Annotated in this window: 21 protein-coding genes and 3 pseudogenes; 21 read left to right on the top strand and 3 right to left on the bottom strand. The window is 32.2% G+C overall.

Features of this window, described 5'->3' with window-relative positions:
• Nucleotides 1-206: 206 nt before the first annotated feature.
• The 10 genes and pseudogenes from JCM14822_RS06955 (at nt 207) to JCM14822_RS06910 (ending at nt 10,592) form a co-directional block, all read left to right on the top strand.
• Nucleotides 207-1,666 (top strand): annotated as a pseudogene (locus JCM14822_RS06955) (sodium-dependent transporter).
• A 123-nt stretch (nt 1,667-1,789) separates the two neighbouring features.
• Nucleotides 1,790-2,119, top strand: coding sequence for an SGNH/GDSL hydrolase family protein (locus JCM14822_RS06950; protein ID WP_054740903.1), 330 nt, complete (start codon nt 1,790-1,792; stop codon nt 2,117-2,119).
• Nucleotides 2,110-2,658 (top strand): GDSL-type esterase/lipase family protein, encoded by a 549-nt coding sequence (locus JCM14822_RS06945; RefSeq protein ID WP_054740900.1) that lies wholly within the window; start codon nt 2,110-2,112, stop codon nt 2,656-2,658. The genes JCM14822_RS06950 and JCM14822_RS06945 overlap by 10 nt, the downstream gene beginning before the upstream one ends.
• Nucleotides 2,604-2,840 carry a cellulose binding domain-containing protein gene (locus tag JCM14822_RS06940; protein WP_054740898.1) on the top strand — a complete coding sequence of 79 codons (237 nt, stop codon included), beginning with the start codon at nt 2,604-2,606 and terminating at the stop codon, nt 2,838-2,840. Before JCM14822_RS06945 ends, JCM14822_RS06940 begins: the two co-directional genes overlap by 55 nt.
• 118 nt (nt 2,841-2,958) lie before the next feature.
• Nucleotides 2,959-3,156, top strand: a pseudogene (locus JCM14822_RS25380) (IS5/IS1182 family transposase); the annotation flags it as partial.
• A 105-nt stretch (nt 3,157-3,261) separates the two neighbouring features.
• Nucleotides 3,262-3,780 (top strand): nitroreductase family protein, encoded by a 519-nt coding sequence (locus JCM14822_RS06930; RefSeq protein ID WP_054740895.1) that lies wholly within the window; start codon nt 3,262-3,264, stop codon nt 3,778-3,780.
• Between the two features lie 462 nt (nt 3,781-4,242).
• Nucleotides 4,243-9,264, top strand: coding sequence for a pectinesterase family protein (locus JCM14822_RS06925; protein WP_054740893.1), 5,022 nt, complete (start codon nt 4,243-4,245; stop codon nt 9,262-9,264).
• Between the two features lie 97 nt (nt 9,265-9,361).
• A complete protein-coding gene (locus JCM14822_RS06920) occupies nt 9,362-9,724 on the top strand; it encodes a YhgE/Pip family protein (protein WP_207643256.1) in 363 nt (120 codons plus the stop codon).
• A gap of 198 nt (nt 9,725-9,922) precedes the next feature.
• Nucleotides 9,923-10,213, top strand: a complete 291-nt coding sequence (locus tag JCM14822_RS06915; RefSeq protein WP_054740889.1) for an NAD(P)H-dependent oxidoreductase — start codon at nt 9,923-9,925, stop codon at nt 10,211-10,213.
• A gap of 82 nt (nt 10,214-10,295) precedes the next feature.
• Entirely contained in the window at nt 10,296-10,592 is a 297-nt protein-coding gene (locus JCM14822_RS06910; RefSeq protein WP_054740888.1) for a hypothetical protein, read from the top strand.
• On the opposite strand, the gene JCM14822_RS06905 is transcribed toward JCM14822_RS06910, so the two are convergent.
• The 3 genes from JCM14822_RS06905 to JCM14822_RS06895 all read right to left on the bottom strand — a co-directional run bounded on the left by JCM14822_RS06905 (nt 10,589) and on the right by JCM14822_RS06895 (nt 12,898).
• Nucleotides 10,589-11,149 (bottom strand): hypothetical protein, encoded by a 561-nt coding sequence (locus JCM14822_RS06905; RefSeq protein WP_054740886.1) that lies wholly within the window; start codon nt 11,147-11,149, stop codon nt 10,589-10,591. The genes JCM14822_RS06910 and JCM14822_RS06905 overlap by 4 nt on opposite strands.
• Nucleotides 11,150-11,253: 104 nt before the next feature.
• On the bottom strand, nt 11,254-11,970 hold the full coding sequence (locus tag JCM14822_RS06900; protein WP_054740884.1) for a serine/threonine protein kinase: 717 nt from the start codon (nt 11,968-11,970) through the stop codon (nt 11,254-11,256).
• A 577-nt stretch (nt 11,971-12,547) separates the two neighbouring features.
• On the bottom strand, nt 12,548-12,898 hold the full coding sequence (locus JCM14822_RS06895) for a stalk domain-containing protein (protein WP_054740882.1): 351 nt from the start codon (nt 12,896-12,898) through the stop codon (nt 12,548-12,550).
• A gap of 223 nt (nt 12,899-13,121) precedes the next feature.
• On the opposite strand from JCM14822_RS06895, the pseudogene JCM14822_RS24890 reads away from it, so the two are divergent.
• The 11 genes and pseudogenes from JCM14822_RS24890 (at nt 13,122) to JCM14822_RS06845 (ending at nt 24,549) form a co-directional block, all read left to right on the top strand.
• Nucleotides 13,122-13,387: pseudogene (locus tag JCM14822_RS24890) on the top strand (TM1266 family iron-only hydrogenase system putative regulator).
• Nucleotides 13,388-13,434: 47 nt separating this feature from the next.
• Nucleotides 13,435-13,665 (top strand): GTPase, encoded by a 231-nt coding sequence (locus JCM14822_RS23705; protein WP_330377384.1) that lies wholly within the window; start codon nt 13,435-13,437, stop codon nt 13,663-13,665.
• A gap of 14 nt (nt 13,666-13,679) precedes the next feature.
• On the top strand, nt 13,680-14,627 hold the full coding sequence (gene hydF / locus JCM14822_RS06885; protein ID WP_330377382.1) for a [FeFe] hydrogenase H-cluster maturation GTPase HydF: 948 nt from the start codon (nt 13,680-13,682) through the stop codon (nt 14,625-14,627).
• A gap of 218 nt (nt 14,628-14,845) precedes the next feature.
• Nucleotides 14,846-17,356, top strand: coding sequence for a glycosyl hydrolase (locus tag JCM14822_RS19200; protein ID WP_083461308.1), 2,511 nt, complete (start codon nt 14,846-14,848; stop codon nt 17,354-17,356).
• 187 nt (nt 17,357-17,543) lie between these two features.
• Nucleotides 17,544-17,966, top strand: coding sequence for a flavodoxin (locus JCM14822_RS06875; RefSeq protein ID WP_054740880.1), 423 nt, complete (start codon nt 17,544-17,546; stop codon nt 17,964-17,966).
• A 60-nt stretch (nt 17,967-18,026) separates the two neighbouring features.
• Entirely contained in the window at nt 18,027-18,608 is a 582-nt protein-coding gene (locus JCM14822_RS06870) for a DUF3793 family protein (protein ID WP_054740878.1), read from the top strand.
• A gap of 345 nt (nt 18,609-18,953) precedes the next feature.
• Nucleotides 18,954-19,637 (top strand): response regulator transcription factor, encoded by a 684-nt coding sequence (locus JCM14822_RS06865; protein WP_054740875.1) that lies wholly within the window; start codon nt 18,954-18,956, stop codon nt 19,635-19,637.
• Complete coding sequence (locus tag JCM14822_RS06860) at nt 19,637-20,896, top strand: sensor histidine kinase (protein WP_054740873.1); 1,260 nt, start codon at nt 19,637-19,639, stop codon at nt 20,894-20,896. Before JCM14822_RS06865 ends, JCM14822_RS06860 begins: the two co-directional genes overlap by 1 nt.
• Nucleotides 20,897-21,065: 169 nt before the next feature.
• Nucleotides 21,066-21,743: a polyphosphate polymerase domain-containing protein gene (locus JCM14822_RS06855; RefSeq protein ID WP_242861434.1), complete on the top strand. Its 678-nt coding sequence runs from the start codon at nt 21,066-21,068 to the stop codon at nt 21,741-21,743.
• A gap of 29 nt (nt 21,744-21,772) precedes the next feature.
• Entirely contained in the window at nt 21,773-22,459 is a 687-nt protein-coding gene (locus tag JCM14822_RS06850; protein ID WP_054740869.1) for a DUF4956 domain-containing protein, read from the top strand.
• Between the two features lie 38 nt (nt 22,460-22,497).
• Nucleotides 22,498-24,549, top strand: a complete 2,052-nt coding sequence (locus JCM14822_RS06845; protein ID WP_054740867.1) for a CotH kinase family protein — start codon at nt 22,498-22,500, stop codon at nt 24,547-24,549.
• Nucleotides 24,550-24,580: the final 31 nt, after the last annotated feature.

The following is a 24,580-nucleotide window of genomic DNA, read 5'->3' as shown; positions in this document are numbered from 1 at the left end:
TTTGTTTAATTTAATCTAATTTAGTAAAATATATTGAATTAAAAATTTTAGATGATAAAATAGAACGTATATAATCTTATGTGAAATATATTTTAGCTTTTAATATGAAAAATAAACAAAGGGTACTAGCGTTCATAAGGAGAATAAGCATGGTTATATAAATACAAGATTATATAAAAAATGGTATAAAGTAGGGAGGAAAAAGTATGGAAGAAAGAGAAAAGTTTGGCTCGAGACTAGGATTTATCTTAGTTTCTGCAGGATGTGCTATTGGACTTGGAAATGTGTGGAAGTTTCCTTATATATGTGGTCAAAATGGTGGAGCAGCTTTATTTTAATTTATTTAGTATTCTTAGCATTATTAGGATTACCAATTTTAACATGTGAATTTGCCATTGGTCGTGGTAGTAGAAGAAGTGTGGCAAGTGCCTTTGATCAGTTAGAACATCCAGGTACCAACTGGCATCGTATGAAATGGTTTGGAATCATAGGAAATACTGTTTTAATGATGTTTTACACAATGGTAGCTGGTTGGATGTTCTGTTACGCATATCGCATGGCTACAGGTCAGCTTACAGGAATGTCACAAGAAGCGATTGGAGATGTATTTACTAGGATGTTGGCTTCACCAGGAGAAATGGTATGGTGGACACTTGTAACAATTGTCGTAGCAATGTGTATTTGCAGCTTAGGATTAAAAAATGGTGTAGAACGTATTACAAAAGTGATGATGAGTTTATTAATCGTTATTATGATTATTTTGGCTATTAATTCATTAACTTTATCAGATTCAAGTAAAGGGGTAGCTTTTTACCTTGTACCTGACTTCAGAAAACTTGTGGAAAATGGTATAGGGAATGTAGTATTTGCAGCTATGTCCCATGCCTTCTTCACATTAAGTGTTGGTATGGGGTCTATGGAAATTTTTGGAAGTTATTTAGAGAGTAAACGCAAATTAACAGGGGAGGCTTTAAGTGTTGTTATCTTAGATACATTTGTAGCCCTTACAGCAGGACTTATTATTATTCCTGCATGCTATATTGAACCTAATGCTGGACCACCGTTATTATTTATTACATTACCAAATGTATTTAATCATATGGAAGGTGGACGTGTATGGGGAACACTTTTCTTTGTATTTATGACATTTGCAGCACTATCAACAGTTGTAGCTGTATTTGAGAATATCGTTTCAATGACTATGGAAATGACAGACTGGGGCCGTAAGAAGACAGTTATGATTGATTTAGTAGTAATCACTGTGTTATCAATGCCAGCAATATTTGGTTATAATATTTTAAGCTTCATAGAGCCAATGGGCAGCGGTAGTACAATTATGGATTTAGAAGACTTCATTGTATCTTATAATATCTTGCCATTAGGCAGTTTAATTATGGTACTATTTTGTGTTAAGAAAAATGGTTGGGGATTTGAAAGCTTTATTAAAGAAGCAGATACAGGAAAAGGTATTTCTTATCCACAAGTTTTAAGAGGCTATATGCAATATGGTCTACCTACAATTATTGTTGTAGTTTATTTAAAAGGTTACTATGACATGTTTGCGCCACTTGGAGTAGGTTCACTTGTATTTTGGATGATTGTAGCCCTACTTTTCTTAGGTTTTATCTTTAGTTTAGCTTTACCACAAGGACATAAGAAGAAATAGAGAATTAACAAGTAGTACAACTTTGCAATACATAATAAGCAAATAAAATATAATCCCTCTAACGAAATTCCGATAATATAAGGTATTTAAAATACATTTTAAGGAGAGAGTTGGAGGGATTTTATGAATAAGACAAGAAGAAGTATTTTAGCAGTAATGATAACTTTAGTATTACTAGTTGTAATGGCATTTAAGGCGGAAGTATCACCTGTTTTCGCTGCACAAAAAACAGTGAGGATTATGCCACTAGGTGACTCGATTACAGATTGTGACTTTTGGCGAACAATGCTCTTTAACAAACTTACAGAAAATGGCTATAATGTAGAGTCGGTAGGAACAAGACCAGGGAATCATGAAGGACACTGGGGATTTAAAGTAACAGATATTGCGAATTATAATCAATTAGTGCCATGCTTGATGCATCTAATCCAGATGTTATCATTATGCATTTAGGCACAAATGACTGCTGGCAAAATGTAAAAATAAGTGAAATTATGAAAGCCTACACCAAGCTTGTAGGACAAATGAGAGAGAACAATCCTAATATAATTATTGTAGTAGCACAAATTATACCACTTCACCCAGATGATAAGATTAATTATGCTGCTAATGTTAATGCATTAAATAAAGAACTACCAGGATGGGCAGCAGAACTTACAACAAAAGCTTCACCAATCTACGTATGTGATCAATATACAGGGTTTGATGTAGATGTAGATACATATGATGGAGCACATCCAAGTCAAACAGGAAGTCAAAAGATTTGCGACAATTGGTATAAAGCATTAGTACCTATTTTATCAGGTAACGTACCAGAACCTACAGAAATACCAAAGCCAACACAGACACCAGAACCTACAGAAATACCAAAGCCAACATCGGTTACAGCGGGATTAGTTTTAGAAGCTACGACAAGTAACTGGGTGGTAGCTATACAATGGCAGTTAGGATTAAGAATGATTCTGATAAAGTTATTACAAATTGGACATTAAAGCTTAAAAAATCAGAAGTAGATATTACAAGTATTTGGTGTGCAAATGTAGATGAAGATGGAGAGGATTTGGTTATTACACCTATGGGCTGGAATAATACAGTTGCTCCAGGTAGCTTCGTAGAATTTGGTTTTCAAGGAAGCGGATCAGTAACAGAGGATTTTACTTATACACTTAGATAATGAATAAATTCAAAGAGGGGGGCTGTCGCACTAAGAAATTAGTGTGCAGCTCCTTTAACTATATAAAATAAAATAGCCAGGCTTCGAAAAGCTTGGCTATTAGTGCATAAATATATTTATGCCAACAAATAATATCTTACATAAGAATTATATACTTACTCAGAAATTTTATCAATTAGAATTACCTTTAGATATTGATGGCATAATCCCAGATAATGATTCAGTGCGTTTGCTCAGTGAGTTTGTAGAGGAGATGGATCTTTCAGAGTTATATTCGACTTATTCCCGTATTAGGAAAAATCCTGCAACGCCACGTTTTTTTTTTTAGAATGGAAAAAGACGTAAAATGTTTATAAAGATGATATAATAAATTTCGGGATAAGGAATCCTATAAAAAGTTATAACACAAGGAGATAAAATAATGAATCAAATAATTGAAAACATTTTAACAAGACGTAGTGTAAGAGTATTCTCTGAAAAGGATATTGCAAGAGAAGATTTAGAACAAATTTTAAAAGCAGGTCTTTATGCCCCAAGTGGTATGAATCGTCAAACATGGCAGTTTACTGCTATTGTAAACAGAGAAAAAATCCAAAAGCTTGCTAAGCTAATAGAAGTGAAATTAAGTCGCGCAGGTTATAACTTTTATAATCCATCAGTGATTGTACTTGTATCAAATGAAAAAACAAGTGGATGGGCAAAGGAAGATACAGCTTGCGCCCTTGAAAATATGTTTTTAGCAGCACATTCATTAGAAATTGGTTCTGTATGGATTAATCAGCTTAAAGATATTTGTGATGAGCCGGAAGTTAGAGCTTATCTTAATGAAGTTGGCGTGCCAGAAGAACATAATGTATATGGAATAGCAGCTTTAGGTTATGCGGCTAAAGAACCTAATCAAAATGTAGTTAAAAAGGGTATTGTGAAGATTGTAGAATAATTAAATAAGATAGGTAAGATAAAAAGGATGCTATGAAATATAGCATCCTTTTTAAACTTTTCAAACACTCTTTTTGAACCAATGGTAAGGCTATCATATCCAGCAATAATTTTGTGACATTTTACTTTATCTATTTATAAAAATAGTTATTTGATATATCGTCAAATAGAAGAAATTATATAAAAATATGTATTATGTCTATATAAAAAAACATTAGATATCAAAGGTTAAAAAGAAAAAAAATGAGTTTTTATAGGTACAATACAAATGTAGAAAGTGTATTATATCTATTTGTTTAACTGAGATAAAAAAGTAATATAGTCAATATGCACTAGAAAAAAGGCAAAAATTATATAAAATAATAAATAATATTTTATACATTGAAAAATGATTGAAAAAAATATAATATGATTATATTAAAAAGTTTTTATAAGTGAAGATAGATATCTAGTGGAGGCAACTATGAAAACAAAAATAAATTTACCAATGAAAAAGAGAATGTCTTTAGTATTAGCAGGAACATTAGCTATGGCAGCAGTGGTTCCTTCATTTGGTAGTAATATTGCAAACCAAATTGTAAATGAGACATATGCTTCAAGTTATAAAGAGATAGAAACATCTATAGCAACTAATAGTGCAATAGAAGAAACAGCTGCTATTGAGCAAAAAAACGAATTAATAACACAAGAAGAGACTATGGTAGTACCACGAATATTAGATGAATCAAAAGGTATTTCACAAGAAATAAGAGGACAAAGAATGTTCTTCACACATAAAAATGATAAAGCTTCATTAAATGTAGATGGATTAAAGGAAATGGGATATTACCTATTTGATACAACAAGTAAAGCTATGACTATTGAGGCGGATATCGAAGTAAAAGATATTCAGGCGAGTAGTAGTTATGGGATTTTCATAGGAATGTTTAATGAAGAGGGTGATATTTCAGGAGTTACCACACTAGGTATAAGAGGAGATCAATCTGTTAGAAATATATATACTAAAAATCTAGGTGGTGCACCGGGCGCAGGTGGTATTAACACTAAGCTAAACATAGGAGATAAAGTGCATGTTGTTATCCAAAAAACAAATAATGGTTGTTATACTGAGGTAACCAATAATGGAGAAACAAAAACAGCTACAGTAAGTTATAGCAATGCAGCAGCATTAGACGATATCAATACTCCTGTACGTTATGGGATTGGTCTTTCAAATGCCTCTATAATTGTTACAAATCTCGTTTATAAAGATGCGGATGAAAATATATATTTCAAACAAACAGATTACTATAAAGCAGTTGGAAAAGCACCAAGTATAGAAAGTGTAAATGAGTCTCAAATTGCTAAGAATCGTAAAACAATTAGTGTAAGTTGGAACGGTGAATCACCAGAGGATGATGGGAAGTATAAGGTAGAACTATCTAAGGATAATGGAGAAACATATACAGTTTTAGATACAGATGTTATGGAAAAAACTTATACGACTAAGGTTAATGAAAGTGGTACATATATTTTTAGGATTTCAGGAATTTGTGGTACTACTGAAACAGAGCCAAAACTTTCACCAGCTGTTTCAGTTTTAGCACCATTACAAAGTCCGGTATTAAATGCCACAAGTAGTGATGGGCAAATTAATTTAACATGGGAGGCAGTAGCAGAAGCAACAAGTTATGAGATTTATAGAAAAAATGATGTAAATGAAGAAGGCATATTAATTGGGACGACAACTACATTAGGTTATAGTGATCAAAACGTAATCAATGAAGAACCATATTATTATGAAGTCATTGCAAAATCAGCAAATAATAGTAGTAATCCATCGGAGCCTCTCATTATGGTAGCAACAGCAGGGCGTGAAGGTAAATATGTTTATGAAGATCAAGCAACTCATATCAGTATGACAAAAAAATCTTATGACACAGTTTATAAAGATAAAGCTACCTTGGAAGGTAGCGTAGATAGAAATGGAGAAATGGTATTAGAAGTAAATGGTCAAGTACAGCAAACTATTAAACTTGCTAAAGGTGATAAATTTGCATTTAAAGCAAATTTAGTAGCTGGTAGAAATGATGTGAATTTATTATTTAAAGATGAAGTAGGAAAGGTAACACGTAAAACCTTTAATTTTGTGTATTTAACTAATTATGATATTGTAGTTGATCAAAACTATACAGGTGAAGATGGACAGCTTGCTAAGGATGGAAGTAGTGTAAAAATGTATAAAACAGTGCAAGCAGCTGTGAATAGTGTAGCTGACACCAATGCAAAACGCATTGTAATTCTCATTAAAGAAGGAAACTATGTAGAATATTTACGTGTAAAATCACCTTATATTACCTTAATAGGAGAAGACCGTGAAAAGGTTAATGTAAACTTCTTTGACCCGGAGATTACAAAGCCAGGTGGAGATACTAAAGCACGTAGTGCAATATACATTGAACCAAGTGCTACAGGATTTACAGCAGAAAACTTGACTTTTGAAAATACATATAAGTTTAAAGGTGATGGTTCAAGTTCTAATGAATCATCAGATGCAATTCGTGTAGATGCTGATGAAGCAACATTTGTAAATGTAAAATTAGTAGGATATCAAGATACACTTCAAACAAATACAAATCGTCAATATTTCTATAAATGTGTTATTACAGGAAATGTAGATTTTATTTATGGTGTAAATGCACGTACATTAATTGAAGACTGTGATATTGTATATCGATATAATGCTAATAAAAATAGTGGTTATGTTATTGCGCCAAGAACAGATGCGAGTGCTAAATATGGATATATCTTTAATAATTGTAGAATCACTGCGGAAGAAAATTGTAATGGTGATAAATATTTATTAGCACGTCCTTGGGGGCCAGATGCTGCAGTTACATTTATTAATACATATATGAGTGGCATTATTAATAAGTCAATACCATATTCAGATATGAGCGGAAATGAATACCGTAAAGCACGTTTTAAAGAATTTTATTCATATGGTGATGGTTATGCAATTAATGGAGAAAGACCACAAATCTCCAAAGTCCAAGCTGAAGAAATGTTAACAGCAGACTTCTTAGGTTGGAATCCATATGCAGTCGCACAAAATGTTGGACAAACTGATTTTGTAGGTAATGTGGTAACAGAAGTACCAGAAAAATTCATTGAAAATAAAGAAGTAGAAGATGCTCATGTAGATAAAGGATTAGGCGCTTATTCAGTAGAAGGATATGCAAGACAAGTTACAGGTGGCGGCATTGTATCTGAAGAAAGTGAGGCTTATTATAAAGTAAGTACAGCGGAAGAATTCTTAAATGCATTACAAGAAATGAAAGTTACAAGTAAAGCAGGGGTTATTGAATTAACAGCTGATATTAACTTAGGTTCTATTGAAGTTGGAGATGCCTTAGAGAAATATAGTAAAGTTATTAAAGCTGTGAGTAATGCACCACTTTTACATCCTACATTATTAAAAACAGGTGTTTCTACATTAAATATTAAAGATATGAGTAACCTTACAATCTATTCTAAAAACGGGGCATCAATTAAACATGCTTGTATTAATATGAGCAATGCATCCAATATCATCATTAGAAACATTGTATTTGATGAAATTTGGGAATGGGATGAAGGAGGAGTAGATAATAAAGGTGAATACTGCAAACCTGGTGATTATGACCGCAATGACTGGGATTACATTAATGTACAAAATGGAAGTACAAATATATGGATTGATCACTGTACATTCTACAAGGCTTATGATGGTATTGTAGATATCAAAAAAGCTGGTACAGCACCAACTAATGTAACTATTTCGTGGTGCCAATTTTTACCTGAAAGTAAATCAGGATTCTTTGATGAAATGATGGATTTACTTGAAAGTAATCCAGAAAAATATCCATATTATAATGGGTTACTTACAGAACATGGCATGACCAAAGAGCAAATAAGAAGATTTGCAGCAGCTCAAAAGAAAACACATTTAGTAGGCGCGTCTGATAAAGAAGCTAATATAGAAAACTTACAACTTACATTAGCTAATAACTACTATAAAAATTCTATGGATCGTATGCCTAGACTTCGCGGTGGAAATGCTCATGTTTATAACTGCATTTTAGATGCGGCAGATATTTATAAACTTAAAAATGAAGTAACAGATGCTTATATGAAAGAAAAGGTTGTAAGTAATGGAGCAATCTCAACATGTAATGCATCGGTACTTCTTGAAAATACAGTGATTGATAGCATTATTAATGCTTTAGCAAGTGGTAATGGTTCAAGTCCAGGAGGATATATTAATGCAGTGAATACTGTTTATTATATGGATGGTAAATTAACAAATCTAGGACTTACAGATAATGCTGGGTTAGGCATGTTATTAGATATAGATCAGTTCAAATCAAGCTTACCATATACAAATTACAACTTATACAATGCAATAAGTCTGACACAAAAGGTGATGCCATTTGCAGGAGCCGGCACAATAAATATGTCAAGTGAGCAGTGGCAAAAAACAAAATACAAGGATGATGTTATAGGTATGAATCAAGAAGTAACAGTAAGGTTTAATTATGCTGGAGCTAATGGAAATAATACAGTAGTGAAACTTCAAGCTGTAGTAGGAAATACATATGGCATTTTACCATCGCCAACTAAAGCAGGGTATACTTTCTTAGGGTGGTATGATGAAAAAGGTAATAAAGTAACAGCAGAAACTATTATCAATAATGAAAGTACACAAGTTTTAACTGCTAAATGGAAGCAACAAGGTTCAAATACTGAAACACCAAAAGTATCAGAAAAACCAGTGGTTCCAGAAAATACTGTAACTGGAGGAGGTGGTAGCAAAAGTCATAGTGTAAAAGTTAATATCATTACAACACCTCAAAATACAGAACAATCTAGAATATCAATTGATAAGGAGAATAATGTAGTAGAACCTGCCAAAACGAAATTTAAAGATGTTTCAGGACATTGGGCAGCACAAGCTATTACTTATGTTTCTGAAAAAGGTATTTTAAAAGGAGTTAGCACAAATCAATTTGTACCAAATAAGACAATGACCCGTGCTATGTTTGCAAGTATGCTATATCGTTTGGCTGGTGAGCCGGTAGTAGAAACAAATGCAACATTTAAAGATGTTAAAGCAAATGCTTGGTATACAAAATCTGCTGTATGGGCAAATAAAGAAGGTATTATAAAGGGCATAAGTGCTGATAAGTTTGCACCAAACCAAGAAGTGACAAGAGAGCAAATGGCAGTGATGCTATATAATTATCTTAAAGTAACAAATCAAACACTTACTTTAAGTGATGAAGCTGTGAAGTTTAATGACGTATTTAAAGTTTCAACTTGGGCAGAAGATGCTATGTCATATATGAAAGGGGCAGGGATTATAAATGGGGATGACAAAGGTAATTGTAATCCTAAAGCAAAAGCTACAAGGGCAGAAGTAAGTGTAATGATGCATAGATTTATTATAGCTTTAGAAAACAAGTAAAAAGATTTAATACAACGTATTAAGTGAACTATATATCCAGTGCCTAATTATGGTACAGGCCTTTCAACATTTTATATAACACTTTGCTTATGGGGTGGTGCCTTGTTACTCACATCACTGCTTACTACAGAAGCAAAAATTATTTGTTGTTTTAGGTATGTTTTATAGTATTGTGTTTATAGCTATTGTTTACACTCTGGTAGCATTGTTTAGTAATGTAGGTAAAGCATTAGGTGTTGTATTATTAGTATTACAACTGGGTGGTTCAGGAGGAACATTCCCAATCCAAGTAACACCTAAGCTTTTTCAAGTACTTTATAATTTATTGCCATTTACCTATGCTATTAGTGGGATGAGAGAAGCTATTGCAGGCATTTATTATGTGACTTTAGTAAAAGAGTTGATTGTTTTATTTGGATTTTTAATAGGAGCCTTGATTATAGGTGCATTATTAAAATAAAAGGCTAATGAAAAACTTCATAAATTCACTAATAAATTAGGAGAATCAGGAGTTGGATAACATTAAGAGAGGGTGTCGCAGGATTAATAATAATTTTGCGGCATCCTTTTTTAGAGGATTATTTGGACAAAGGGATTGAAAAATAAAATATATTTAAGCTAAGTATATAAAATAGTAGACTTATAGAGGGAAAATAATATGAAAATATGTATGATCCATGGGAGTGGGAGAAAAGGCAATACAGATATAACACTTGAATTTATAAAGCAGACAATGAGTGAGCTCGGTGATGTAATCTATACAAATATTTATTTGCCTAAAGACTTACCTTATTTTTGTACAGGGTATATGGCCTGGTTATTTACAGGAGATTATGCAGGAGAGAATTGCCCACATAAAAAATATACACATCTGATATTAGAAAAATTATTAGAAGCTGATGCCATTGTAATAGGGTATCCGAATTATGCATTAGGGGAGACAGGGTAGATTAAGGCATTTTTTGATCACTTTGTATGTAATTATATTGTACATAGACCTAATACGCAAATGTATGATAAGGTGCCATTAGTTGTTTCTACTACAGCAGGTGCAGGTTCGGGGGAGAGCTATTAGTACAATTAGTCGTAATCTTTTGTTTTGGGGCGTTAAGAGAAGTCAAAAATGTAAATTTAGATTATTTGAAAGTAGATGGCAATATATAAAGCAAGAGCGTAGAGAAAAGATAGAAAATAAAATTAGAAAAGAAGCTATTAAGTCTTATCATATGACAGAAAAAAGGGTAGCTTTAAGAAAAAACATTATAAAAACAAAAGAGGGTATCGTAAAGATTGTTATTTTGCGATACTCTCTTCAAGATGTCGATTAAGAATTCATGATGTCACGAATAAAGTTTTCATAGTTTTCTCTTTGACTACGAGTATTTCCAGGATAAATTTCAGAAGACAAGACTGAACGGTTAAGAGCTCGGGGCGTTAAAGTACTAAGCCTTGTATATTCTCCAGAAGCATACAGAGATTTAATGGTTCTTCCAATACCTAAGAGAGCATCGTGATAATAAGGTGAAGCAAATCCGTCTATAGCATTAGGGGTAGATTTATAGAAAAAGAGGGATTTTACCAACCAACCTTTGCTAGCAGATGCGCTAGAAGTTGTGTGGGATACAATTTGATTAATAGCGTAGGTGAATTCAGTAAAAGGGCCAGTATAAAGTTTTATACCTACAATAGGATACCAGAGACCTTTAATTTTACCGTTGTTTGTACCAGAGGAACTGTAGTAAGCTAATGTAACTTTTTCTACCCCGTAAGAATATTGTATACGTGCATCTATCAAACTAATCATTCTAAAGTGTGTGTTTGTATATAAGTTGGCAGTAAAGCTTCGCGGATAGATATCTAATATTTTACATAATTTATTTGACATACATACCACCTATTCAGTTTAGATAGATAAAAAATTGGACATATAATGTATAAAAGAGACCATCTAGCTATAAGAGGGGTTACATATAACTAGATGGTTTAAATTTAGGTCATAGATTTAAGTTCTTTTAAATTGGCTTTAATATCGGATAAGGATTCAAAACTACCATTGATTCCTAGTAGTTTTTTTAGAAAATATCGTTCCTCTCGTGTAAGTGATAGTTCATAATACCAAGGGACTGATGGACTATCAGATTCTATAAAATAAGAAGTGTAGTATAGGCGAATTAAGAAATCGCCTAGATACCAATAATCATCGTTAACGGTATATTTCTCATCATCAATGTATCTTGCTAGACCAAAATCTATAAGAGCTAGCTTACCATTTGGGCGCATAATAACATTTGGAAGTCGAATATCTCTATGAACAATTTGAGATGCCTGCAAAGTTTCAATAATTCGCAGAAGCTGGCTACCAATGTTATAAATTTCTTTTCTGGAAAATCTATAACCTTTTTTCCTGACAAGCACATCCAATGGTGTGCCGTCTATATATTCTAATATATAGCCTTCTGCATCCCGGTTTTTGAAGGTACCCATAAATTTAGGGATAGAAGAAGAATGAAGACTCTTTAGAATATCCTGTTCATAAAATAACTTATTACGGGTAGTGCGTAGCATATTTTTTTTGAGCTGTTTAATGACACATTTCTTGCCATATCTATTTTCGCCAAGATAAGCTATGCCATAACGTCCTTGACCAAGTATTTTAGTAATAGTGAAATCTTTAATTTGGGTACCAGGTTTATAATACCTATCCATAAGATGATATCCGTCTTACATTAACTTATCTACTACAACCACTATTTTTAAAGCATCTGCAATTAGATTTGTGATTTCTGCGGTGGTAGTTTTTACAATTTTTGTTAGATCTCTTATGGTTAGAATTGTTTTTGTGATAAGATTTACAAGAAGAATGTCTAGAAGATTTATCAGAAGAATATCTAGATCTGCTAGAACTATCAGATCTACTAAATCTATCAGATCTACTAAATCTATCAGAAGAATATGAAGAGCTATTAGAAGATGACATATCTTTGCGGCTAGAAATACTAGAAGAATATCTGCGGCTAGAAGGATTAAACCTATTACTACGACTGTTACTACTCCAACGACGAGTTTTGTTACAAGAATTTAAATGACCCATACTTAAACAACTCCTTATAATTAATGTTAACTAAGAGAGGTGAGTTCTTAGCTACACTACATTATATGGCTTGTATTTTGTATTGGTGACAAAATATTAAATATATGATAATAGAAAATGGAATATAAGTATAGAAAGATGTCGAATAAATATTATAGAAATATTTATTCGATATCTTATGAGAAGTACAAACTAGGGGATTCTAAGAATAAAGGCAGGTTTTAAATAGGCAATTAGATGAGTTTGTGGAGTGATTTGGGTGGATGGTTTAGGAAGTTCAGTATTTGTAATAACAGCTGTACTATTATCATATTCAACAGTATAACCGAGCTCTCTAGCAAAATCTTTAGCGGGGACGTATAGTACGTTATTATAAAATAGAGTGGGTTGGTCTTGTAAAATTTGTTTGTTATTTAATAGTAGCCTATAAGGCTGGGTGAGATTAACACGCACAGTTTCAGTGGATGGATGTGTAAATATAGTTGGGCTAAGTACAAATGGGATTAGAAATAAAAAGCAATATAAAAGTTTTTTTGGATTCATTTCAACACTCCTTTTTATGAGTAGTTATTAAAAATAGTATAAGTTATCCTTAAAGAAAATATACGTAAATAAAAAAGTTGTAAAAAGTTTAAAAATATAACTTATTTTAAAATGTAAATAATTTGATTAACTCATAGTAGAGGAGTATAATAAAGGTAATCACAGGGCTGTGTCTAAAGACATGGTCCTTTATTTATATATGCATTATGGAAAATGATTAAAAATGGGAGATGACAAAATGAGTAAAATAGCAATTATAAGTGCCATATTAGAAAATCCTAAAGAATGCCAGATGCAGTTTAATGAAGTAGTGGCTAGTTTTAGGGGGAATACCAAAGGTCGTATGGGTATTCCACTAGATGAAGAGATTTCAGTAGTTTCAATAGTTGTAACAGGCAGTTAGATGAAATTAATAGCTTGACAGGAAAGATAGGAAATATAAAAGGTGTAACGGTTAAAACGGCTATTGCTAAAAAAGAAATTATATAATTTAAGATAAAAGTAAATAAGTAAGGCATTTGAAAAGGAGAGTATATATGCAAACAACGCCTAATGCAAGTCGAAAACATATCATTTTTTATGGAAAAACTAATTCAGGAAAATCATCATTATTAAATCATTTAGTAGGTCAAGATGTGGCTATTGTATCAGAAAATGAAGGTACAACAACTGATCCAGTTATAAAAGCGATGGAACTCATACCTTTTGGACCAGTTGTATGGGTAGATACGGCGGGTATACATGATCAAACACAGTTAGGACACTAAGGTTAAAGAAAACAATGGATATGCTTATGCGTACAGATCTTGCTATTTATGTAATGGCAGCAAATGACATAAATATGGAAGCTTTCAATGAGTTTAAACTTTATTTTAAAAAATATGCTATTCCATATATTGTAGTAATTAGCCAAACGGATACAGTATCGGAGATTGAACTTGTACAGATACAACAAGAATTTAAAGACTGTATATTAACTTCTATAAAAAATGGAATGGGCATTGTTAAGTTAAAAGAAGTTATTGTAAGTAAACTTAAAGAGGAAGAAGAGGATAAGCCGTTAGTGGGTGATTTATTACCTTATGGAGCAAAAGTTATTTTAGTGGTGCCTATAGATAGTGAAGCACCAAAGGGAAGGATTATTTTACCTCAAGTACAATGTATTAGAGATTGTCTTGACCATGGAATTAAGTCTTATGTAGTACGGGATACAGAATTAGAAGCAGCATTAAAGGAAATTCCAGATGTAGACTTGGTTATTACAGATTCACAGGCTTTTGCTAAAGTGAGTCAAATAGTACCGACTTCAATTAAGCTTACAGGTTTTTCACTTTTGATGTCTAGACAAAAAGGTGATTTAGAGCTGTTTATGAAAGGTATTGAGAGAATAAAGACTTTAAAACCAGGAAACAAGGTACTAATACTTGAAGGATGTACGCATAATGTATCACATGAAGATATTGGACGTGTTAAAATCCCAAATGGTTTAAGTAAATATGTAGGTGATAAATTAGAATTTACATATATTGCTGGTCAAGATTTCCCGGGAAATTTGTCAGAGTATGATTTAGTAGTACATTGTGGAGGATGTATGCTAACCCATAAAACAGTGTGTAATCGTGCACATTTGTGCGAGGAAAAAGGTGTGCCAATTACAAATTATGGTATGGTTTTAGCTTTTTTAAGTGGGACATTAGAAAGAAGTTATGAGATATTTAAAGACAACTAACATATAGTAAATTTACTTTAACAGTACAGCATATGCTATAAAAGGCAACATCTTAAGAACAGTATATTTAAAAAAATCCAGACTTCGCTATAATAAAAGCATAAGTAAATTACTTAAAAATTGATTTATTTAAGTTATTTTTAAATTAGCTTATAAAAAACTTTAAGTGATTTAAAAGAACCTATTGGTAAAGATTAAAGTGAAGAGAGGAGAATAATATGAATAAGAAAATACTTTCTAAATTAATAGTAGCGGTACTCAGTTTAAGTACAGCTACTATTAGCCCATTAAGCGCAGCAATAACGACTACAATTAAGTATGAAGCAGAAGAAGCAGTATTACATAATGTAGAATTAGGTGACAATAGTTTCAAGGGATATTCAGGAAAAGGATATGTTGGAGCTATGGATGCATCAGATGCTTATATTGAATTTACAGTAAAAGTACCTACAGCAAGTCGTTACAATTTAGGTATTAGTTTCTGTGCACCATACGGTGCAAAGCAAGAAACAATTACTGTAAATGGTAGTCAATCTTTTAATGTACAATTCCTACCAAGTGAAGAATTTGCAGAGCTTAATGGTGGTGTTATTAAATTAAATGCTGGGGAAAATAAAATCCGCATTTCGAGATTTTGGGGATGGACATTATTTGACTATATTACACTTACTCCAGCAGATAAATTAGCAGTTAATACAAATGTATCAGATAAGCTTGTTGATTCAAAAGCTACAGCAGAAACACAAAAATTGATGACATACTTAACAAGTATTTATGGTAAAAATATTTTATCAGGTCAGTTTGCTTATACAACACAATATACAGAACTTAATGCTATTTATAAAGAAACAGGTAAATACCCAGCAATTATTGGCCTTGACTTTAGTGATTATTCACCAGCTCGTGTAGCTCTTGGATGCAATAAAGGTCAAGATACAGAAAAAGCTATTGAATACTGGAAGCAAGGTGGTATTTCAACATTCTGCTGGCACTGGGCATCACCACTTGGTGGTACAACAGATCCAAATAAGAAATGGGGTAGCTTCTATACAGAAAATACTACATTTGATTTAAGTGTAGCAATGGCAGATCATGATTCTGCTGAATACAAAGGCATCATTAGAGATATTGATGTAATTGCAGAAGAACTTAAAAAACTTCAAGATGCAGGAGTACCAATTCTTTGGAGACCACTTCACGAAGCATCAGGCGGTTGGTTCTGGTGGGGCGCTAAGGGGCCAGAGCCATACAAAGAACTTTATAAACTTATGTATAATCGTTTAACAAATTATCATGGTATTCATAACCTTATTTGGGTATGGAATGGTGCAGATAAAGATTGGTATCCAGGAGATGAATATGTAGATATCATTGGTGAAGATATTTATGCAGCTAAACATGATTACGATTCACAAGCGAATGGTTTTGTAAAAGCTATGGGATTCACATCAGCTAATAAGATTATTACAATGTCTGAAAATGGTGTATTAATGGATCCAGACACACTTATAGCTGATGGTATACCTTGGCTTTGGAACTGTACTTGGGGTGGCGAATTCGTAGTACCTTGGGTAGGTTCATCTGAATATACAGAGGCTTACACAAGCAAAGAAATGCTTAAGAAATACTATGAACATGAATATGTTCTTACAAGAGATGAATTACCAAGTTACTTATTTGATAAAGAAGTCTTTACTGGAAAAGTGGTTAAAGTAGATGCTATGACATCTGCTGGTGAAAAAGTAGTTGATTGTACAGAAGAATATACACCTATCACACTTTCAGCAAAAGTGGAAAGTGAAGATGCTTATGTAGTAGAATATTTTGTAAATGGTGTAAGTGTAGGTAAAGATGAATCTATAATTTGGACACCATCAGGTAAAACAACAAATGCAGATGGCGTAGAAATATTTAAAGTTGTTGCCAAAGTAACAACAGAAGATGGTAAAGTAACAGCTTCAAAAGCAGTAGATCTTAAAGTCAAATTACCAGTTAAAGAAGCAATGAAAGTAGCATTTACAAATGGATTTGAAGATGTAATTGATGCAACAGAAGGTGTAACAGTGACACTTACAGCAGAAGCTACAAATGCAGAATCAGATTATACAGTAGAATACTTCGTAAATGGTAAATCTATTGGTAAAGGTGAAAACGCAGATTGGACTATTAATGAAGAAACAACCAATGCAGATGGACTTAAAACATATACAGTAAAAGCAGTAGCTACTAATACCAATGGCGAAAAAGCAGAAGTAGAAAAAGAAGTAACAGTTAAATTACCAGTAAAACAAGTAAGTGCAGTACTTGAAGTTTCTGAAACAAAGGACAGCCCGGTAGCTGGCAGCATTAACTTTGGTGTAGAAATTAAAAATAATGGTGAAGCTATAAATCTTAGTAAACTTGAGATGCGTTACTACTTCACAGAAGCTAATGCATCAAAACAAACTCTTTATGTAGATCACAGTGCAGCTCAATTTAATACATCACCATGGTACGTGGCACTTACAAGTGTAATTAAGAGTGAAGTCGTAGCTCTTGGAAATGATGATTATTACTTATCAATTAAATTTGATGATAAAACCTCTCTAACAGAAGGTACTAAATTAATTCTTCAAGGACGTCTTGCAAAAGAGAATTGGTCAAGTTACGATCAATCAGATGATTTCTCTTATGAAAATGGTATTGCAGTATATTATGATGGCATTTTAGTAACAGGTATGGAGCCATAGGATTTATTCTAATAGCAATTTAAAATTTTAACCCTAAAATATCTAGAAACTCCCTTATACAATATTGTATAAGGGAGTTTCTAGATTAATGAGAAAAAATATAAAATGAAAAACAATAACAAATGATATTGACTATCAAAAATAGAGGTATTATAATGGGAATATAAAAAATATGGGAGGATTCAAAATGATAAAAATAGTATATTGGTCAGGAACAGGGAATACAGAAAATATGGCAAACCACATTGCAGAAGGCATTAAAGCTAGTGGAAAAGAAGTACATACAACTTTAGTAGGAAATATAGAGGTAAATGAAGTAATGGATGCAGAGGTAATTGTTTTAGGATGCCCAGCTATGGGAGCAGAACAATTAGAAGAAGATGAAATGCAGCCGTTTGTAGATGCATTATTACCACAAATAGAAGGAAAGAAAGTTGCTTTATTTGGTTCATATGGCTGGGGAACAGGTGAATGGATGGAGATTTGGCATGAAGAAATTAAAGCTGCTAGAGCTAATGTTGTATGTGAGCCACTTATTGTTAATGAATTTACAACAGGTCAAGATGAAGAGATTTGTAAACAATATGGTGAACGTTTGGCTAAATGTTAAGCTTGATTTAAAGGGATGGTTAAGTGATAAGTTATTAATTAAATGTAGAAGGTGGAAAAAATGAAAAATAAGAGACTTGTATTTTATCGAACAATAAAAGGATTAGATGATAAGATGTACTTAAAATATTCGCTTAAGTATCAATTAGCACCAGTTATTATGGGATTTAAACCAGGAATGACCATTAACTTACCAAGAGAAAAATATGAGAAAGATTGGGCAAGTTATAGTGAGTATATTGAAAGTGAATTACAAATTAAAAGTGCAGTTTTACGATATTCTAATAAGTCTATTATTATATTTTTCTATCGCAATTGTTTAATTGAGGATTTATTACAAGACAAAGAGATAAGATTATTTTTAAAGCAGTTTGCATATGATACAACTAGTGTAATTGGTGCAGTGAAGCATTTACAAAAGCGTTATAATGAAGAACATTGTCCACATGAATTAGGAGTATTACTAGGGATTGATTTAAAAGATGTGCAGGATTATATACAGTGCCCGGATAAAGAATGCTTATTATGTAGTTATTGGAAAGTATATAATAATGTAGAAATAGCAAAGATTACTTTTGCAAACTTTGATTTAGCAAAATCTAAAATGTTAAATAGTTTACTTGAAGAACTGAAAGTTGCTTAGTAGAATAATTAAGACTGATTTAAAAAGTGTGCTACAAATTATTTTGTAGCCACTTTTTATTTTTGTATAAAACAATAGGACTAACTAGTTATATTACACTTAGACGATAGGAGTAGTAAGTGCAAACCAATTAGTCCTAGGAGAGAGAGATGTATTAAAAATAAAAAATATTTAAAATACATCCCTATTTTATCATGTAAAATAGGTCAAAATATATAGACATTTTAACAAAAAATATATAAAAAATCTAGCACAAAGAAATATTAAGATATAATTAAGGTAGATATGATATAGTATAAAAAAGAAAATATAGAGTATGGAGAGGGCTTAGTAGGAGGCAAAACAATGATAAAGGTACTATTAGTAGAAGATAATAAAGAAATTAATGATAATGTAAGGTTGTACCTTCAAAATGAATTTGAAGTACATCCTGTTTTTAGTGGGGAAGATGCCATATTATACCTAGATGCATGTATTTATGATTTAGTTATTTTAGATTTAATGTTACCTGGTTTAGATGGGATGAGTGTATTAGGACATATTAAAAAGAAGGCACTCAATATAGGCGTATTAATGCTGACAGCAAAGGAAGATTTAAATGATAAATTACGAGCATTTGATTTAGGAGCTCAAGATTATTTAACAAAACCATTCTTTATGGAAGAACTTAAAGCACGTATAAAAATTATTTTGAAGAGTATGGGAAAACTAGTAAGTGATCATACGTTGGTTTTCAAAGATTTACAGATAGACCTTAGTAAAAATATAGTAACAATACGAGGAGAAAAAGTGGACCTTAATGAAAGACTTTATAATTTATTAGAGTACTTTATGCTTAATCAAGGTATTTTACTATTTAAAGAACAGATTTTTGAAAGAATCTGTGGATATGATAGTGATGCTTCTACTGAAATTGTGGAAGTTTATATGAGTCATTTACGTAAGAAACTTAATACCTATAAGTATGGTAAGTATTTAGTTACAAAGAGGGGAATGGGCTATATTTTAGAAGAGGATAATATAAGCTAATGAAAGAAAGAGATATTTTTAGGCGTACAAGAAAAAATATTATTGTTGTAAGTGTAGGCATCGTAATGGCTGCATTACTAATTTATGCTATGATTACTGCACAACTTTATAAGAGGCATGTCTTTAAAGATGTAGATCAGCAAATACTAATGCAACGTAATCAGATTATTCATGCTCCTAATCTTATAAAATATAGAGGAGAACGTATGGTAGAAGTGATGATACCTGCCCCTGTTACATTTAATTTACTAAGTTTTGTATGGTTAGATGATAAGTTAGTTGGTAAGAGTCCTCATGACTATCTGGGGGATAATTTATATCCTGATTTTACTGGTTACACTGTAGATGAGATTTTTACTTTAGAGGATGGAGAATATATTTATCGTGCTATACAATTTACCAAGCAAGGCTTAAAAATACAACTTTTAATCAATGTGAATTCAGAGATTGCTTCGGTAAAGGCACTTGAAAAGAGTTTAGGTATTAGTTTCTTAATACTTATTGTGATTGCCCTGATATTGGCATCATATTTAGCCGTCAGTGTATTAAATCCATTAAAGATTTTATACAATAAACAGTTAGCTTTTATACAAGATTCTTCTCATGAGATGCGAACACCTTTAGCAGTTATTAAGGGACGATTAGAGTTATTAGTTAGACATAAGAATGATAAGGTAGAAGAACACTATGAAGAAATCTCTATCATAATGAAGGAACTCTGGGGATTAGAGAAATTAAATAGTGATTTACTTTTAATGTCTAAAGAAGATATGGGAATGAAATTAGAGATTACAAGTTTTAGTTTAAATGAGTTTATTAGTGAAATTGGAGAGTTTTATACAGATTTTGCGGAGATTCAAGACAAGCAGTTTAATGTAAATTTACTTGAAGAAGACATAGAAGTAAGCTGGGATAAAAGTAAGATGAAAAGATGCATCGTTATTCTTATAGAAAATGCATTGAAGTATACAGGTAGCGGTGATGAAATTACTATTAATGTATTTAAAAAAGATAAAATGATAAAGATAGAAGTAGCTGATACTGGAGTAGGAATTAAGGAGGAAGATCAAGAACGTATCTTTGACAGGTTCTTTAGAAGCAGTGAGGCAAGAGCTAGTGGTAAAGAAGGCAGTGGGATTGGGTTAAGCTTATTAAAATCTATTGCCTATGGGTTAGATGTAAAAATTGATTTACGATCTGTATATGGTGAAGGAGCTAAATTTACATTAACGATGTCAAAGCAATTAAAAAATTCATAAAGTATAAAAGCAGTACTATGAGATATGATAGATATTTCATGATACTGCTTTTTATTATTTAGCCAGAAAAATAGATTTTACTAAAATGGTTGGGGATTTTTAGGAGTATTAAGGTTAGCTTAAGGTTCAGAATGTAAACTATGTATAGTCAATGGGAGGTGAAGTCTTAATGAAGTTTAGGCATGAATATAAGCACTGTATTAATATGTCTGATTACTATATGATTACAAGTAAATTAAAGCATATTGCAAGGCTAGATACGAATGCAGGTGGTAGTGGAGAATATAGAATTAGAAGTCTGTATTTTGACAATTACAACGATAAAATTCTTAATGAAAAAGTATTAGGAATCAACAATCGTGATAAATTCCGTATTCGTTATTACAATGATGAAACACATTTTATTAAGCTGGAAAAGAAATCAAAGATTAATGGATTGTGCTTGAAACTTAGTGCAACTATTACAGCAGAAGAATGTGAAAAGATTTTAACAGGTGATATTGATTTTTTAAGGCAGTCACCAAAGGGTCTTTTTAATGAGTTTTATGTAAAGATGAAAGATCAACTCTTAAAACCAAGAACAATTGTAGATTATACACGAGAAGCCTATATTTATGAACCAGGAAATGTACGTATTACTTTTGATAAAAAAATTAGAACAGGCATCAAAGCTACTGATTTCTTAAATCAAGATGTAGTCACAACAGGTATTATTGATAACAGTATGATGGTACTAGAAGTGAAATTTGATGAGTTTTTACCAGCAGTGATACAAGATTGTATACAGACTAATACAAGACGTGCACAGTCGGTTTCTAAATATGCATTATGCAGAATGTATGGTTAAAAAATATATGAATAAATGGAGGATTAAAAATGGGACAAACAATTAATTTTAGTGATGTATTTAAAAGTGGATTTTTAAGTAATTTAACAGCAATTTCAGTGACAGATATGTTAGTGGCTTTAGGAGTTGCCTTTTGTCTTGGATTATTTATTATGGCAGTACATAAGAAAACATTTAGAGGAGTTATGTATTCACATACATTTGGAGTATCCCTTATGGCACTTACTCTTATTACAACTTTAATTATTTTAGCAATTACATCAAATGTTGTATTATCACTTGGTATGGTTGGTGCGTTATCTATCGTTCGTTTTAGAAGTGCAGTAAAAGAGCCAATTGATATTGCGTTTTTATTCTGGTCAATTAGTGTGGGGATTATTCTTGGAGCAGGACTTATTACACTTGCAGTAGTGGGGTCAATTATTATTGGAATTGTAATGATCTTATTTGTAAACTATGATGGTCAGGATAATCCTTATATCTTAGTTGTAAACTGCCAAGATGAAATTGTAGAAGGCGATGTACTTGAAAAAGTTAGAAAATCAGTTAAAAAACATGTTATCAAATCCAAAACTGTTTCAGCTAAAACAGGTATTGAAATGACAATTGAAGTAAGACTTAAAGAAATGACAACAGGCTTTGTAAATGAAATAAGTCGAATTGATGGTGTACAAAATGCAGTGCTTGTAAGTTACAATGGCGAATATATGGGTTAGTCCTAAAGCATGGTAAGCTTAGAAAAGAAGGTGATATTTTGATTAATAGCAAATATGTCCCTCATCTAGCAGCTATTGTGATGGCCTTTGTAATTGCAATAGTTGCAGTAGGTATCAAGATTAACCCTACAAGTGACAAGCAAAGTACAATCACACAGCCAGAGTATATGAGTAAAGTCTTTGATAAGGATAAGGTTTTACAAATCAATATTCAAATAGATGAGAGTAAATGGGAAGAACTTAAAGAAAATGCTTTAGCAGAACAGTACTATCCAGCAGATCTTACAGTGAATGGTGAAACTTATAAAAACATTGGAATCAGAGCTAAGGGAAATTCTTCTTTGTCAATGGTTGTATCTGATGATACCACAGACCGATATAGTTTCAAAATTAAAGTAAATGAATATCAAGAACAAAATATTTATGGACTTGAAAAATTCGTACTTAATAATATGATTGGTGATGCAACTTATATGAAAGAGTATATTGCATATGACATGTATAAAGAAATGGGAGTTGCAACACCAGGTTATGCGTTTGCTAATATTACAATCAATGGACAATCTTGGGGTGTTTATTTAGCAGTAGAAAGTTTAGAAGAAAGTTTTGTTGAACGTAATTTTGGAGATTTAGATGGGAATCTTTATAAAGTAGAAACAACAGGTGGAATGGGCGGTTTCCCAAGAGGAAAGCCAGATGGTATGAGCGCTGTATCAGAAGGAAAGTCAAATGGCGATATGGGAAATAAACCAGATATGCCAAATAGAGAAAAAACACAAGGTGATAAGCTAAATGGTGAAGTGCCACAAGGAGATAAAGGTGGTAGTTCATTACAGCAAACAAGTGTGAAACTATCACAAGATAATGAAGTAATGAAAGAATTAAGCACTGATGGTGTAAAAGAAAATGTAGATAAAACTCAAGAGTTAAATAAAGAACAAGATCAGCAAAGGGATCAATCTGATAATAAAGATATGATGAAATTCCCAGGTGGTATGGGGGCATCGGGCGGAGCTAATCTTGTTTATAAAGATGATGAAATAAGTAGCTATTCAAGTATCTTTAATTATACAATCTTAAAGAAAACAACTCAAAAGGATTATGCTAAAGTTATTGAGAGTATCAAAAACTTAAAAGAAGGAACAAACCTTGAAGAGTTTATAGATGTAGGAGAAGTGCTTAAATATTGCGCAATTAATACTTTCCTTGTAAATTTAGATAGTTATGCAGGAAGTATGAAACATAACTTCTATTTATATGAAGAAGATGGTAAACTTCAAATTTTACCATGGGATTATAACTTAGCTTTTGGTGGATTTATGATGTCAGATTCAAGTAGAGTTATTAACTTCCCAATTGACGAGCCAGTTACAGATACTATGGAAAATAGTCCACTTATTGCGAAACTACTAGAAGTAGATGCGTATAAAGAAATGTATCATGAGTATTTACAAGAGTTAGTAGAAACATATGTTACAAGTGGTAAATATGAAGAGACTATTTCAAAAATAGATGCTTTAATTGGTGAGTATGTAAAGGAGGATGCTACTGCTTTTTATACTTATGAAGAGTATAAAGCATCTCTTAAAGAGTTAAAACAATACGGCATTGATCGTACAACAAGCATTGTGGCACAACTTTCAGGTGAACAGCCTTCTACTGAATATGGCAGCATTGCAACTAGTATGAACTTAAAGGCAATGGGACAGCAAGGAGGCGCAGGAGGCCTAGGAGAGCTAGGTGGCGATAAAGGTAAAGAAGGTAAACAGGACAAAGATTTAGACAAGATGTTCAATATGGATCTTGATGTAATGATGCAGGCTATGGAAATTGTAGGTGAGGCTGCATCAGTAGAAGAATTAACAGATGCTCAAAAAGCACAAATCACAGTATTAGGTATGGATGATGCTATTCAATCAATATTTGATATGAAGAAAAAATTTGAAAAAATGGGACTTGGTTTTCCAAGAGGCAAAGAAGATTCTAAATTGTCAAAGGCAGATAAAATAATGGCAGCAATTGTAAGTATTATACTTATATTTGGAGTAGGTGTGGCATTTATGCCTAATCGCAGACGTTATTATAAATAAGTAATTTAAATACCACAATTAATTGTGTTAG

It is taken from the genome of Cellulosilyticum ruminicola JCM 14822, assembly GCF_001311925.1.
Taxonomy (GTDB): Bacteria; Bacillota; Clostridia; order Lachnospirales; family Cellulosilyticaceae; genus Cellulosilyticum; species Cellulosilyticum ruminicola.
Note: the sequence above shows the minus strand (reverse complement) of the source record. Positions and strands in the feature narration are given on the sequence as shown.